This window comes from Flavobacterium lacisediminis (genome assembly GCF_025909975.1).
In the GTDB taxonomy this organism is placed as follows: Bacteria; Bacteroidota; Bacteroidia; order Flavobacteriales; family Flavobacteriaceae; genus Flavobacterium; species Flavobacterium lacisediminis.
Window position 1 is genome coordinate 36,549 of sequence record NZ_JAPCIO010000001.1, and the last position, 14,285, is coordinate 50,833.

At 33.3% G+C, this 14,285-nt stretch carries 12 protein-coding genes; 5 read left to right on the plus strand and 7 right to left on the minus strand.

The features are described from left to right. Positions 1–28 precede the first annotated feature (28 nt). Together dnaE and OJ995_RS00195 are read right to left on the minus strand one after the other, a co-directional pair. Entirely contained in the window at positions 29–4,552 is a 4,524-nt protein-coding gene (gene dnaE, locus OJ995_RS00190; protein WP_264367601.1) for a DNA polymerase III subunit alpha, read from the minus strand. 159 nt (positions 4,553–4,711) lie between these two features. Then, positions 4,712–5,407 carry a DUF6252 domain-containing protein gene (locus OJ995_RS00195; protein WP_264367602.1) on the minus strand — a complete coding sequence of 232 codons (696 nt, stop codon included), beginning with the start codon at positions 5,405–5,407 and terminating at the stop codon, positions 4,712–4,714. A 173-nt stretch (positions 5,408–5,580) separates the two neighbouring features. On the opposite strand from OJ995_RS00195, the gene OJ995_RS00200 reads away from it, so the two are divergent. The 5 genes from OJ995_RS00200 to OJ995_RS00220 all read left to right on the plus strand — a co-directional run bounded on the left by OJ995_RS00200 (position 5,581) and on the right by OJ995_RS00220 (position 9,774). Continuing rightward, complete coding sequence (locus OJ995_RS00200; protein ID WP_264367603.1) at positions 5,581–6,147, plus strand: 30S ribosomal protein S16; 567 nt, start codon at positions 5,581–5,583, stop codon at positions 6,145–6,147. Between the two features lie 15 nt (positions 6,148–6,162). Further along, positions 6,163–6,690, plus strand: coding sequence for a ribosome maturation factor RimM (gene rimM, locus OJ995_RS00205; protein ID WP_264367604.1), 528 nt, complete (start codon positions 6,163–6,165; stop codon positions 6,688–6,690). Positions 6,691–6,751: 61 nt separating this feature from the next. Next, the gene (locus OJ995_RS00210) at positions 6,752–7,456 is read left to right on the plus strand and encodes a tRNA1(Val) (adenine(37)-N6)-methyltransferase (protein ID WP_264367605.1); all 705 of its coding nucleotides are present in this window, start codon (positions 6,752–6,754) and stop codon (positions 7,454–7,456) included. A gap of 232 nt (positions 7,457–7,688) precedes the next feature. After that, positions 7,689–8,867: an acyl-CoA dehydrogenase family protein gene (locus tag OJ995_RS00215; protein ID WP_133608551.1), complete on the plus strand. Its 1,179-nt coding sequence runs from the start codon at positions 7,689–7,691 to the stop codon at positions 8,865–8,867. 124 nt (positions 8,868–8,991) lie between these two features. Then, the gene (locus OJ995_RS00220; protein WP_264367606.1) at positions 8,992–9,774 is read left to right on the plus strand and encodes a DUF3050 domain-containing protein; all 783 of its coding nucleotides are present in this window, start codon (positions 8,992–8,994) and stop codon (positions 9,772–9,774) included. A gap of 1 nt (position 9,775) precedes the next feature. Here OJ995_RS00220 and OJ995_RS00225 read toward each other — a convergent pair whose 3' ends face one another. The 5 genes from OJ995_RS00225 to OJ995_RS00245 are packed head-to-tail and all read right to left on the minus strand — an operon-like array spanning position 9,776 to position 14,281. Then, on the minus strand, positions 9,776–10,792 hold the full coding sequence (locus OJ995_RS00225; protein ID WP_264367607.1) for a hypothetical protein: 1,017 nt from the start codon (positions 10,790–10,792) through the stop codon (positions 9,776–9,778). Beyond that, complete coding sequence (locus OJ995_RS00230) at positions 10,770–12,398, minus strand: flavin monoamine oxidase family protein (RefSeq protein ID WP_264367608.1); 1,629 nt, start codon at positions 12,396–12,398, stop codon at positions 10,770–10,772. The genes OJ995_RS00225 and OJ995_RS00230 overlap by 23 nt, the downstream gene beginning before the upstream one ends. Next, on the minus strand, positions 12,376–13,890 hold the full coding sequence (locus OJ995_RS00235) for a polyamine aminopropyltransferase (protein ID WP_264367609.1): 1,515 nt from the start codon (positions 13,888–13,890) through the stop codon (positions 12,376–12,378). Before OJ995_RS00235 ends, OJ995_RS00230 begins: the two co-directional genes overlap by 23 nt. Next, positions 13,883–14,098 carry a DUF350 domain-containing protein gene (locus OJ995_RS00240; RefSeq protein ID WP_133608561.1) on the minus strand — a complete coding sequence of 72 codons (216 nt, stop codon included), beginning with the start codon at positions 14,096–14,098 and terminating at the stop codon, positions 13,883–13,885. Before OJ995_RS00240 ends, OJ995_RS00235 begins: the two co-directional genes overlap by 8 nt. Positions 14,099–14,104: 6 nt before the next feature. Continuing rightward, complete coding sequence (locus tag OJ995_RS00245) at positions 14,105–14,281, minus strand: hypothetical protein (RefSeq protein WP_264367610.1); 177 nt, start codon at positions 14,279–14,281, stop codon at positions 14,105–14,107. Between the last annotated feature and the right edge of the window lie 4 nt (positions 14,282–14,285).

Sequence of the window (14,285 nt, forward strand, 5' to 3'; positions counted from 1 at the left end):
CAATGATAAAATGTTAACTATATGACAATTAATTCAATTTGAAATTTACTTGCATGCGTTCCAATTCTTGAAGTAACTCAGAAGAAATTTTTACTTTCAATTTTCGGCTTGGCATAGAAAGTTTTGTTTTTACAATAATTTCTTCTTTTTCTGCTGGAACTTCTATTTCTATTTCCGTTACTTCACCAGACTCATCAACAATTTCCTCTTCCACATCTACTGGAGCAGCAACTGGAATATCTTCTACTACTTTTTTAATTCGTTCCAATTCCATTACTTCAAAAGTCACCGAATTATCACCGGTATTTGCAGCAAAAAGTTCGTTCAATTCAGTAACAAAATTGGAATGTAAATCTTTAATATCTAAATGAATAAATAGTTTTTTAGCAAACGTTGGCAACACATCGGCTAACATTTTTGCGTCTAAAAACTGAATTCTTGGGTCTGATTTTTTACCGGTTTCGCGATTAACCCAACCTTCTTTCACATTGATTTTAAAATACACAAACTGATTTTGCAATAAGAAATGACGGTATTTTAAATATTCTTCATCAAAAATTCGGAACTCATAACTTTCATCATAACCTTCTAACACAAAAGTCGCCCAGCCTTTACCGTTTTTGGCTGTTCTATGTTGCACATTGGTTACAATTCCCCCAAAAGAAAGATTTTTACCCAAATGTTGCTCCAAATTTTTAAGCGATTCCAATTTTGCATTGCAGAAATACTTCATTTCAAACTTGTAATCATCTAACGGATGTCCCGAAATGTAAATTCCGACTACTTCTTTTTCTTTGGCTAATTTTTCCATTGTACTCCAATCTTCACAAGGAGGCACAATTGGCTCCGCAATTTGCACTTCCGACGCATCGCCAAACAAACTTACTTGTGATGAATTTTCGTTTTCTTGAAATTTCGAACCATAACGAATCGCTTTTTCCAAAAATGTAATTCCGTCGCCGTCATGATGAAAATATTGGGCACGATGAGTTTCGGTAAAACCATCAAAACCACCTGCTAATGCTAGGTTCTCAAATGCTTTTTTATTGGCAGCACGTAAATCAATTCGTTTGGCTAAATCGAAGATTGATTTGTAATTTCCATCTTTTCTGTTCTCAACAATGGTTTGAACTGCTCCTGCTCCAACGCCTTTTACTGCTCCCATTCCGAAACGAACAGCATAATTTTCGTTTACCGTAAATTTATAGTACGATTCATTCACATCTGGACCCAAAACGTCCAATCCCATACGTTTACATTCTTCCATAAAGAACGAAACTTGCTTGATATCGTTCATGTTGTTAGAAAGAACCGCTGCCATGTATTCTGCAGGATAATGCGCTTTCAAATAAGCCGTTTGATAAGCAATCCAAGCATAACAAGTAGAGTGCGATTTATTGAACGCATAACTTGCAAACGCCTCCCAATCTTTCCAAATCTTCTCTAAAATAACAGGGTCATGTCCTTTTTCTGCCGCTTGATTGATAAATTGAGGTTTCATTTTGTTCAAAACGTCAATTTGCTTTTTACCCATCGCTTTACGCAAAACGTCGGCATCTCCTTTTGAGAATCCCGCTAATTTTTGTGACAAAAGCATTACCTGCTCTTGGTAAACGGTAATTCCGTAGGTTTCTGCTAAGTATTCTTCACAGGCTTCTAAATCGTATTTGATTTCTTCTTCGCCGTTTTTTCTACGAACGAAAGAAGGAATATATTCCAATGGTCCCGGACGATATAATGCGTTCATGGCAATTAAATCGGCAAAAACAGTTGGCTTTAAGTCCTTCATATATTTTTGCATTCCAGGCGATTCGTATTGGAAAACCCCAACCGTTTCACCTCTTTGGAATAACTCATATGTTTTTTGGTCGTCAATTGAAAAATTATCAGGATCTAAGTCGATTCCTAAACGATATTTTACCAATTTAACCGTGTCTTTAATTAAGGTTAGTGTTTTTAATCCCAAAAAGTCCATCTTCAACAAACCAGCACTTTCCGCTACCGAGTTGTCAAATTGCGTAACATATAAATCGGAATCTTTTGCGGTTGTAACAGGAACGAAATTCGTAATATCACTTGGCGTGATGATTACACCACAAGCGTGAATTCCAGTGTTTCGCATGGAACCTTCTAACACTTTTGCTTGCTGAATGGTTTCTCCTGCTAAATCTTCTGAGTTGGCAATCCCAATTAATTCTTTGACTTTATCAAATTCTTCCGAACGCAATGCTTTTTTGACTTCGCTTTCGTCTTCGGCTAGAAATCGGGCTAAATTCCATTTGGAAGGCATCATTCCTGGAATCAATTTAGCAATTCTATCGGCTTCAAATAATGGCAAATCTAATACACGAGCCGTATCTCGAATCGCAGACTTCGTAGCCATCTTACCATAGGTAATAATTTGCGCCACCTGATTAGAACCGTATTTATTGATTACATAATCCATGACACGACCACGACCTTCATCATCAAAGTCGATATCAATATCGGGCATGGAAACACGGTCGGGATTTAAGAAACGCTCAAAAAGCAAATCGTACTTAATTGGGTCGATATTTGTAATTCCTAAACAATATGCCACAGCAGAACCTGCAGCAGAACCACGACCTGGGCCAACAGAAACATCCATTTTTCTGGCTTCAGCAATGAAATCTTGTACAATTAAGAAATAACCTGGATAACCTGAATTGGAAATCGTAAGTAATTCAAAATCCAAACGTTCTTTGATGTCATCGGTTAATTCTGGATAGCGTTTTTCGGCTCCTTTATAAGTTAAATGTCTTAAATAATTATTCTCGCCTCGCACGCCTCCGTCTTCGGCATCTTCAGGAACTTCAAATTCATCAGGAATTTTAAATTTTGGAAGTAATACATCTCTATATAAAGAATATGCTTCCACTTTATCTATAATTTCCTGAATATTAATAATTGCTTCGGGTAAATCAGCAAAAAGTTGCTTCATTTCGTCACCCGATTTAAAATAATATTCTTGATTTGGCATCCCATAACGATAACCACGTCCGCGACCAATTGGTGTTGCTTGTTTTTCACCATCTTTTACACACAATAAAATATCGTGCGCATTGGCATCTTCTTTATTAACGTAATAGGTATTATTGGTCGCAACCAACTTCACATTGTGCTTTTTCGCGAAAGCAATTAATGTTTGATTAACGCGATTTTCGTCTTCTTGCTTGTGTCGCATTAATTCCAGATAGAAATCAGCACCAAATTGTTCTTTCCACCAAATTAAAGCTTCTTCCGCTTGACTTTCACCGACATTTAGAATTTTACTCGGAATTTCTCCGTATAAATTTCCCGATAAAACAATGATGTCTTCTTTGTATTGTTCCACTACTTTTCTGTCGATACGAGGTACGTAATAGAAACCATCTGTATATGCAATAGAAGACATTTTGGCTAAATTGTGATAGCCTTTTTTATTTTTTGCCAATAAGACTACTTGATATCCGTTGTCTTTTTTGGTCTTATCTTTATGATCGTCACAGATATTGAATTCGCAACCAACAATAGGTTTGATTTCGGTTTCAGTTGGCTCTTCTCCTGCTTCAATTGCGGCTTCAATTTTTGCTTTAGCAGCTTTGTTATGATTCATAACAGCGCTTACAAAATGGAAAGCTCCCATCATGTTTCCAGTATCGGTCATAGCAACCGCTGGCATTTTAAATTTTGCCGAAGCTTTTACCAAATCATTAATAGCAATAGTAGATTGTAAAACTGAAAACTGCGTATGATTGTGTAAATGTGCAAAAGCAGCATCTTTTAAATCTGATTTTACTTCGTCTGAAATTGTGGTTTGAACTTCCTCTTGTTCGATTTTTTTCAAACGTGCTCTGATTTCGTCAGAGGCTTGTTTCAGATTGATATGTTTTAATCCGATTAATTGGATTTCGCCCAGATTTTTTTCTCGGAAACTTCTAAAATATTCTGGAGTTACATCTAATTCTTCTTTAGTAAAAACTTCTCTTTTGATTAACTCTAAAAAACAACGAGTAGTTGCTTCCACATCGGCAGTAGCATTGTGCGCTTCTGCAAAAGGTTGATTGAAAAGATATTGATGTAATTCGGTTAATGTTGGTAATTTAAATCTTCCGCCACGACCACCTGGTAATTTCAATAAATTGGCAGTGATTTCGGTACACGTATCTAAAACCGGCATTTTAGACATATCGGAACCAATATTCATACGATGGAATTCGCATCCCATAATATTAACATCGAATCCTACATTTTGACCTACAATGAATTTCGTTTTTGAAAGTGCTATGTTGAATTTCTCTAAAACTTCCGACAGAAGAATTCCTTGCTCCATTGCTAATTCGGTAGAAATACCATGAATTCTTTCGGCATCATATGGAATATTAAAACCTTCGGGCTTTACCAAATAGTCTTGGTGCTCGATAAGATTTCCCATTTCGTCATGTAACTGCCATGCAATTTGTATACAACGAGGCCAGTTATCGGTATCGGTAATGGGAGCCGACCAACTGCGAGGTAATCCTGTGGTTTCTGTATCGAAAATTAAGTACATCTATCTGATAATTAAGCTAAAGACCAAAAGCAAAAACTGATTTTGAATAAAAACAAAAATACATTTTAAGTTAGTGAATGCCAATTTAAGTTATCAACAAAAACAAAAAACCACCTGAATTACTTCAGATGGTTATTATATACTATTTATATTGTATTACTAGAAAGTAGACAAAGGCACTTTATAAAACCAACCTTCAGAAAAAGTCACGACCTCTCCTAATTCATCTACTACATTAAATTTAAATTTTCCAGTATATTTACCTTCTAAAGCTTCAGTTATAGTGATTTCACCATTACTTTGTTGCACGTTAACCACTTTAAATTTAGCATTGTTATTTCCACCAACAATCGTAATCAAATCACCCGCTCTATATCCATTTCCTCTTGAAACTAAAGTGATTGAAGTAACCGCTCCGTTAGTTGTTCTTGTTGCCACTCTTAAACCAGAACCAGAACCTCCAGTAGTTTGAGCACCAGCTGCATTATCAGTATACCCCGTACCAACATTTTGAATTGCCGATAATTTAAAAGCAGGACCTGAATAAACTCTTGAATCATATGATTTAGAAAGTTCTGGACTATCAAAGTAATATGAAGCAAAATTAGCTGTATTATCAGTACCGAAAATATAAGTTCCTAAATCAGCACTGCTAGATTTCAATACAATTGTTTCATATTCTGTATAAGCCGTTAATGTCATTGCTCCGCTTTCACCTATTGAAACTGTAGCATAATCCGCTCTCCAAGGTGCGTTATTGAAATTTGCTTGAAAAGCAGGTGTATTAGTTTGAATATCCTCTTGACACGAAGAAAAAGCAACAACAAGCGCAAGTAAAGAAACTATTTTTTTCATCTTAAATTAAGTTCGTTATAATATGTAGGTAACAAAAATAACTTTTTTATTGAAATAAACACATTTTCAATGAAAAAATATTTTACACTAACTTATACATTTGTATTGCAAAGTTTTATATATTTGCACCCTTAAATAACCGAGGTCGAGAACCTCAAATTAATCACAAGATTATGTCAGTAAAAATTAGATTACAAAGACACGGAAAAAAAGGGAAACCTTTTTATTGGGTTGTTGCAGCAGATGCAAGATCAAAAAGAGATGGTAAATTCTTAGAGAAAATCGGAACTTACAATCCAAACACTAACCCAGCTACTATCGATTTAAATATCGAAAAAGCAGCACAATGGTTACACAATGGTGCTCAGCCAACTGACACTGCAAGAGCAATTTTATCTTACACTGGTGCTTTATTAAAACATCACTTAGATGGAGGAGTTCGTAAAGGTGCTTTAACTCAAGAACAAGCTGATGCTAAATTAGCAACTTGGTTAGACGAGAAAGCTGGTAAAGTTGATGCAAAAAAATCTGGTTTATCTAAAGCAGAGGCTGAAGCAAAAGCAAAAGCATTCAAAGCTGAACAAGAAGCAAACGCAAAACGTATTGCTGCTCAAGCTGAAGCTGCGAAAGTAGAAGAAGTAGCTGAAGAAGCTGCAGCAGAAGTAACTGAAGAAGTAGTAGAAGCTGCTGCTGAAGAAACTCAAGCTGTTGAAGAGAACAACGAAGAAACTCAAGCATAATTTTATAGCGATTCCATGCGTAAAGAAGATTGTTTCTATTTAGGTAAAATCGCAAAAAAATTTAGTTTCAAAGGGGAAGTATTGGCGTATTTAGACACCGACGAACCCGAATTGTATCAAAATTTGGAATCAGTTTTTGTTGAAATCAACAAAAGTCTGGTTCCATTTTTTATTGAAAGTAGTTCGCTTCACAAAGAAAAATTCTTACGCGTTCGTTTTGAAGACATTCAAACCGAAGAAGAAGCAGACGAAATTATGGGAAGCGAAATCTATCTTCCACTTTCTATGTTACCAAAATTAGAAGGAACTCAATTTTATTACCACGAAGTAATTGGATTTGATGTTATCGACCTAATGAGAGGAAACATTGGTAAAATTGTTGCTATTAATGATAGTGGTGCTCAACCACTTTTTGAAATTGATAAAAACGGAACTGAAATTTTAATTCCGCTTATTGATGATTTCATCATTGCACTTGACAGAGCAAACAAAACCATTACTTTAGAAACTCCTGAAGGTTTGGTTGACCTTTATTTACAGTAGTTGACAGTCGCAGTCACAGTTTACAGTTTTTTAAATTGTTTAAATTCAATCCTTATTCATTTTGTTTAAATTCAAACAATTTCACGTAAATCAAGAGCGTTGTGCTATGAAAATTGGCACAGATGGTGTTTTGCTTGGCGCTTGGACTCCATTAATCAATAATCCTTATAATGTTTTAGATATTGGTGCTGGAACTGGAATTTTATCTTTAATGCTAGCCCAAAGAAGCAACGCCGAACAAATTGATGCGATTGAAATTGACGAAGATGCTTACGAACAATGCGTAGAAAACTTTGAAACCTCACCTTGGGGCGATAAGTTATTTTGTTTTCATGCGGGTTTGGACGAATTTGTGGACGAACCTGAAGATGAATACGATTTAATCATTTCCAATCCACCTTTTTATACAGATGATTACAAATCAGATAACAGTTCGAGAGATTTAGCACGTTTTGAAGATGCTTTACCTTTTGAAGAATTAATTGAGGCGGCTGCATTATTACTTTCGGATAATGGGATTTTTTCTGTGATTATTCCTTTTAAAGAAGAAGAGCGATTTGTTTCTATGTGTAAAGAATTGGATTTATTTCCATTAAAAATTACTCGTGTAAAAGGCACACCAACATCGGAAAACAAAAGAAGTTTATTGGCTTTTTGCCGAATAGAACAAACTGCATTGATTGATGAGTTAGTCATTGAAATTTCTAGACATAATTACACTCCTGAATACATCGAATTGACGAAGGATTTCTATTTGAAGATGTAACCCTAGCCCAGATGGTAGCGGCATCCTTTTTGTTTTTTCTTACTCTTCTTTTAAAACAAAATAACGAAATGTCTTTAGAATTCGATAAAACAAAAAGATATAGCGGACAGCTGGACACGAGCTCCTAAATGAGCGAACTGACGAAGTAAAAAGCTTCTTAAAAAATTATAACACTTGTTCATTGATTTGTTAAAAATCTTTACTTACTTTTGTGACTTTCAAATCAAAAACTATGAGACCAGACTTATTTCAATCTCCAGATTATTATTTATTAGACGAATTATTATCTGACGAACATAAAATGGTGCGTGATGCTGCACGTGCTTGGGTAAAAAAAGAAGTATCTCCAATTATTGAAGAATACGCACAAAGAGCTGAATTTCCACATCAAATCGTAAAAGGTTTAGGAGAAATTGGCGGATTTGGTCCGTATATTCCTGTGGAATATGGTGGTGCTGGATTAGATCAAATTTCTTATGGATTAATCATGCAAGAAATTGAAAGAGGAGATTCGGGTGTACGTTCGACTTCTTCAGTTCAATCTTCATTGGTAATGTATCCAATTTGGAAATACGGAAACGAAGAACAAAGAATGAAATATTTACCAAAATTAGCCACTGGAGAATTCATTGGTTGTTTTGGTTTAACTGAGCCAGATTTTGGTTCAAATCCAGGTGGAATGGTAACTAATTTTAAAGATATGGGCGATCATTATCTTTTAAATGGTGCTAAAATGTGGATTTCGAATGCGCCTTTTGCTGATATTGCTGTAGTTTGGGCTAAAAACGAAGAAGGAAGAATTCACGGATTAATCGTGGAAAGAGGAATGGAAGGTTTTTCAACTCCTGAAACACACAATAAATGGTCTTTAAGAGCTTCAGCTACTGGAGAGCTTATTTTTGACAACGTAAAAGTTCCAAAAGAAAACTTATTACCAAACAAATCTGGATTAGGAGCACCACTAGGATGTTTAGATTCGGCACGTTACGGAATAGCTTGGGGAGCGATTGGAGCAGCAATGGATTGTTATGATACTGCTTTACGTTATTCAAAAGAAAGAATTCAGTTTGACAAACCAATTGGAGCAACTCAATTACAACAAAAGAAATTAGCTGAAATGATTACTGAAATCACGAAAGCACAATTATTAACTTGGAGACTTGGAGTTTTAAGAAACGAAGGAAAAGCAACTACAGCTCAAATTTCGATGGCAAAAAGAAACAACGTTGATATGGCGTTAACAATTGCTCGTGATGCACGTCAAATGCTAGGAGGAATGGGAATTACAGGCGAATATTCTATCATGAGACACATGATGAATTTAGAATCTGTAGTGACTTATGAAGGAACGCACGACATTCACTTGTTAATTACAGGTATGGATGTAACTGGTTTCCCTGCATTCAAATAATTGAACAATAGATAAAATTGATACAAAATGCTTCTCTTTTTAGGGAAGCATTTTTACATTTGTAGTGTACGGATTCAAAACCAAAAGAAGTTAGAATTTCGTATATAGAAATAAAAATTGCCCTATGAATATTCAAACCATAAACCAATCGATTCAAAGTCAGAAAGAACAATTATTAAATCATTCGTTATACAATAAAGTAAAAACGATTGACGATTTACATTGCTTTTTAGAAAATCACATTTATGCGGTTTGGGATTTTATGTCGTTATTAAAAGCCTTGCAGAATAAATTAACCTGTACTACAACTCCTTGGTTACCTATTGGAAATCCAGAAATTCGTTATTTAATTAACGAGATAGTTGTAGCAGAAGAAACCGATTTAACATTGGACGGAACTCGTCAAAGTCATTTTGAAATGTATTTAGATGCGATGACACAATGTGGTGCTTCAACTACTCAAATTAATGCGTTTTTGAAGAATGTGGAAGAAACAAAAAACATTTTTGTATCGATAAAACAAAGTGATTTACATCCGAATGTGAAAGCGTTTTTGGATTTTACTTTTAGAGTAATTGAACAAGGAAAACCACATGAAATTGCAGCAGCTTTTACTTTTGGAAGAGAAGATTTGATTCCGAATATGTTTACCGAAATCTTGAAAAACTTTCAGCAAAATTTCCCAGAAACGGATTTATCAAAACTAATTTATTATTTCGAAAGACATATTGAATTAGATGCCGATGAACACGGACCAATGGCAATGCAAATGATTGCAGAACTTTGTGGCGATTCAGAACTAAAATGGAAAGAAGTAGAAGAAGTTTCAGTTTTAGCTTTAGAAAAGAGAATCGGACTTTGGAATGCCATTGAAGAGCAAGTGGAATTGAAACATGAATTAGTTTAGTTTATTTGTTGTTTTTCCAAATAAAACCATCTAATAGATAATGTGTAAATTGTGGAACTGTAAGCAATGGAACCAAAATAAATTGCCATTTAAAAGGATCTATTCCAATGTTGAAATTTTCGTTCCAAACAAAAATTTCCCACAAATATTCTTCGGTGAAAGCTATTCCAATTAGGATTAAAACAAAGAAAATAACTCCTTTGCTGTTTTTAAAATGAAATAATTCGCCCATTTCTTCTTTAGGTTTTGAATCAATTTCTTTTAAATATATTAATGCCATGTAAGGAATACCGTGAGAAACCACGTTTAAAAGTGTGAAAACTAAATCATTATTAAAATATACTATTCCAAAAAACCATGATAGTAAAGTCCCAATAATTATCAGGTTTTTTGGAATATTAAAATAGCTTGTTTTCAAATAAATATAAAGTGTTCGACATAAATAATATGCCACAACAAGAACATAAATTACAGTTGAAACTTGAATTAAAAACTGGCTTTCGTATCTTAAAAACTCTTTTTCTACAAACCAATTAAAAGCTCTTGGCGAAGAAAAAAACCAATACAACATTGGATAAATGGTTGCTGTGTAGATTATTAATGCATCTGAATATCGGTTGATTTTTGATTTTTCTTCCTTTCTTGCATACAACCTAACAAACCCATATTGCTGTCTAATAAAATGAAAAACAGCTACATAAGCTAAAACTGACCAAAAAACAGAACTCCCAAAACCAAATAAAAATAAACCTATTAAAAAACAAATTATTGGCAATCCAATGTACAGTTTTTTTCTCCTTTGAAATTCTGATTTTACAAAGTAGGTTTTGAAAAGAGTTGCATAAACGTGCGCCACATCAATAAAAACAATCAAAAACAACCAAGTATAAAAGGAGTAATCTTCTTGAATTTGCGATAACCAATTCTGAAAAACAAATACAATTCCCAAAACAAAAAATGCTGGAAAAAGTATCAACCAAAAATCGGTTTTTGATTTATGAATCCAAGGTTGTTCCATCTACAATATTATTAACTACATTAATTCCTTGATGAAAAGCTTCTTCAAAAATAGAAATTCCAGCTAAATCGCTGTGGGCGAAAAAGATTTTATTTTCAATACTTTTTGATGCTTCATTGAGTGATTTACTTTTTAGAAAATTTGGAACAGGACTTATCATTCCGTGACCAATTCTGTGAATTTCAATCGCGCTTATATATTTATCAATATCAGGATGTGCTATTTTTAAATCAGACAATACTAACTCTTTCCAATGTTCAATTGGTTTTTTTAGCAACTCTTTTCTGTCTTTCTTTATATCATTTGAACTAAAGCTGTAATAATACGTAATGACCTTTTTATCAATTATTTGCTCCAAATTTTGATGCTGATTATAAACGTATCCAAGACCATTTGCTTTGTAAATTACATTATCCCAAGACAACGGAAAACTACCATTATCTGGAATATCAGATAATGTGATGGAAGCCGTAAACCAAGGAGCATAATGAAAATTATTTGCCGTATTCTTTCTTTCCGAAACCAAATACTTTGTGATATATTGTGGTGTGGCAAGAATTACTTTTTCGGCTAAAATAGTTATTGATTCATTAGATTTAGCATTAAAAACTAACACATTAACCCCATTTGAATTAAGTTGGATATCATATACTAAATGATTTTTCAATACTTTATTTTCAACAGCTGATTTTAAATGTTTTACCAATCTACCATTCCCTTCTGGCCAGGTTAAAACCGTATCGTCATATTTGTTGTTCTCGTGTTTCCTTGCGGCAAAATAATGAATCCCAGCCCAAGCCGAAACAAATTCAATTCCTAATCCAAAATCATCTTTACAACAATAATCTACGTATTCTAAAATTTCTTCAGCAGTGAAATTGTTGTCCAACAACCATTTTTTCATAGTTATTTCATCCAATGAATTTAAAGATTCATCTGTTGAACAGAATGATTTTGGTATATCAAAAAAGTACTTTCCATCTTTACCTTTATTCTCCCGAAATTCAGTCATTTTTTGAAGAAATAAATCCATTTGATTATCAGCTTCTTTAGAATTTCCATATCTCGGGATTAAATCCGTTTGCCAAGAATTACGAATAAATAAACGTTCGTTTGGATCAAAACACAATTGCGTTTCATCAAAAACAGGTAAATTATCTTTGTAATCTACTATGATTTTTGATTCTTCTAAAAAGTTTAAAAGTTCTTTATCTCTTACATTAGGTAAAGGCAAATAATGTGCTGCTAAAGGGAATTTAGAATACTGATTTTCACCATTTGCAGAATTTCCGCCTAATTTATTTTCTAATTCTAAAACTAAAAAATCTTCAATTCCTCTTCTCTTGAATTGTCGCGCTGCAGAAAGTCCGGAAATTCCACCACCGACAATTAAATATGGTATTTTAATTTCATTAGTTGGTTTTGGAAAGTTCTTCAACCATAAACGATGTCCTAAAATATTATTGGTTCCTGTAAGTTTTAATGTAATTTCAATTAATTTGTCTTTACAAGAAACCAACAAACTAGGCACGGCAGCAATAATAGATAAAGCCGCTAATTTTTTTATGAAAGTTCTTCGTGAATTATAATTTTCCCCACTCTTCATCAAAATAGCGTACTAAAATTTGGTTATCTAATCGATTTACTTCAACATTACTTGCCTTCATATCACTAGTAAATTGATTCAGTGTATTGTATTTATAATTATAAAATCGAAGATTTTCAACTTTTCTATTTACTATATTAAAATCAAAACTCGGATTGTTTGAAGTTATGGTAAAACCCCATTCGCCAAAAGATGGTACATAAACATGATAAGCATCTGTATTAGAAAAAGAAGTTTTTACAGTTTTATTGATACACCAAAATGATTTAGGTGCGAAATAAGGCGAAGTTGTTTGAATAACCACAACTGCATTTGGTGCTAAAATTTTAGAAAGCGATTGATAAAAATTAACCGAATATAATTTCCCTAAACTATAATTGGAAGGGTCAGGAAAATCTATGATAACCACATTATATTTTTTTTGAGCTTCTTTAACCCAAAGAAATGCATCTTGGTTAAAAACGCTTAGTTTCTTATTCTCAAAGGAATTATTATTCAAACTTTTTAGTACTGGATTTGTTGTAAATAACTTCGTCATTCCTCCATCTAAATCTACTAACGTAATTTTTTTTACGGCATCGTACTTTAAAATTTCTCTAACTGCTAAACCATCACCACCACCAAGAACTAAAACTTCATCCACAGCATTTGCGCTTGACATAGCTGGATGGACTAATGCTTCGTGATAACGATATTCGTCGGCTGAGCTGAATTGTAAATTGTTATTCAAATACAATTTATAATCATTTTTTAAATGCGTCAACACGATTCGTTGATAAGAAGTAGTTTTTGTAAAAACGATATTTTCACCATATAATTTCTCTTCTGAAAAAGAGAGAATTTTTTCAGAAAAAATAAAAAAGCCAACTAAAATTAGAAAAGAGATTATCGCTTTAGCTTTCAAAAAATACACTTTCTTGATTTCTTTTTCCAATATAAAACAAAGTGCAATAGCAACACTTAGATTAATCATTCCAAAAAACAAGGAAGTTCTAATAATTCCTAATTGCGGAATAAAAACCAAAGGAAACAATACTGAAGCAAGCAAAGCACCAATATAATCAAACGTAAAAACATTAGAAACCAAATCACTAAACTTAACCTTGTCTTTTAGAATATTCATTAAAAGCGGAATTTCTAATCCGACTAAACAACCTGTAATGAATACTAAAAAATAAAGTATGAACTGAAAATAGGCTACTTTTTCAAAAAGTAAGAATAATATAACCGAACTTAATCCGCCAATAATTCCAACCACAATTTCAATTTCTATAAACGTGTTTAGTTGATTTCTTTTGATAAATTTTGCAAAATAAGATCCTATTCCCATAGAAAATAAGTATACTCCTATGATGAATGAAAATTGCTTTACAGAATCTCCTAAAAGATAACTCGCTAACGTTCCCGCGACTAATTCATAGATTAAGCCACAAGTTGCGATAACAAAAACTGCAAATAATAATAGGTATTCAAACCTAAAAAATTTACCCATGAATTGCTGCGCTAATAATAAGAGAAATTCCGATAATTAATGCTGCAAAAACAATAGCTAATGCTGTGTTTTTATTTTGAACAATTTCTTTCCAAGTATTTTCAGGCGTTATTTTTTCAATTATATAATAACTTATAATTAAAACTACAACCCCAATCACTGAAAAAATTAACGCATTTACTATGCCTTTTAATGCAATATATTCCATATTAAATTATTTATGATAAAATCTATTTACTGTGCTGTACCCTCTAGAACCGACTGAATTTGACTTTTCAGTAGATTCGCAATCGCAAATTCTACTTCCGGTAAAGGAATAACCTAAAAACAATGTGTAGACTAAAAGTCCAAATACAATTGCCCATTTATTATTAATGATAAACTGCTTCATATTA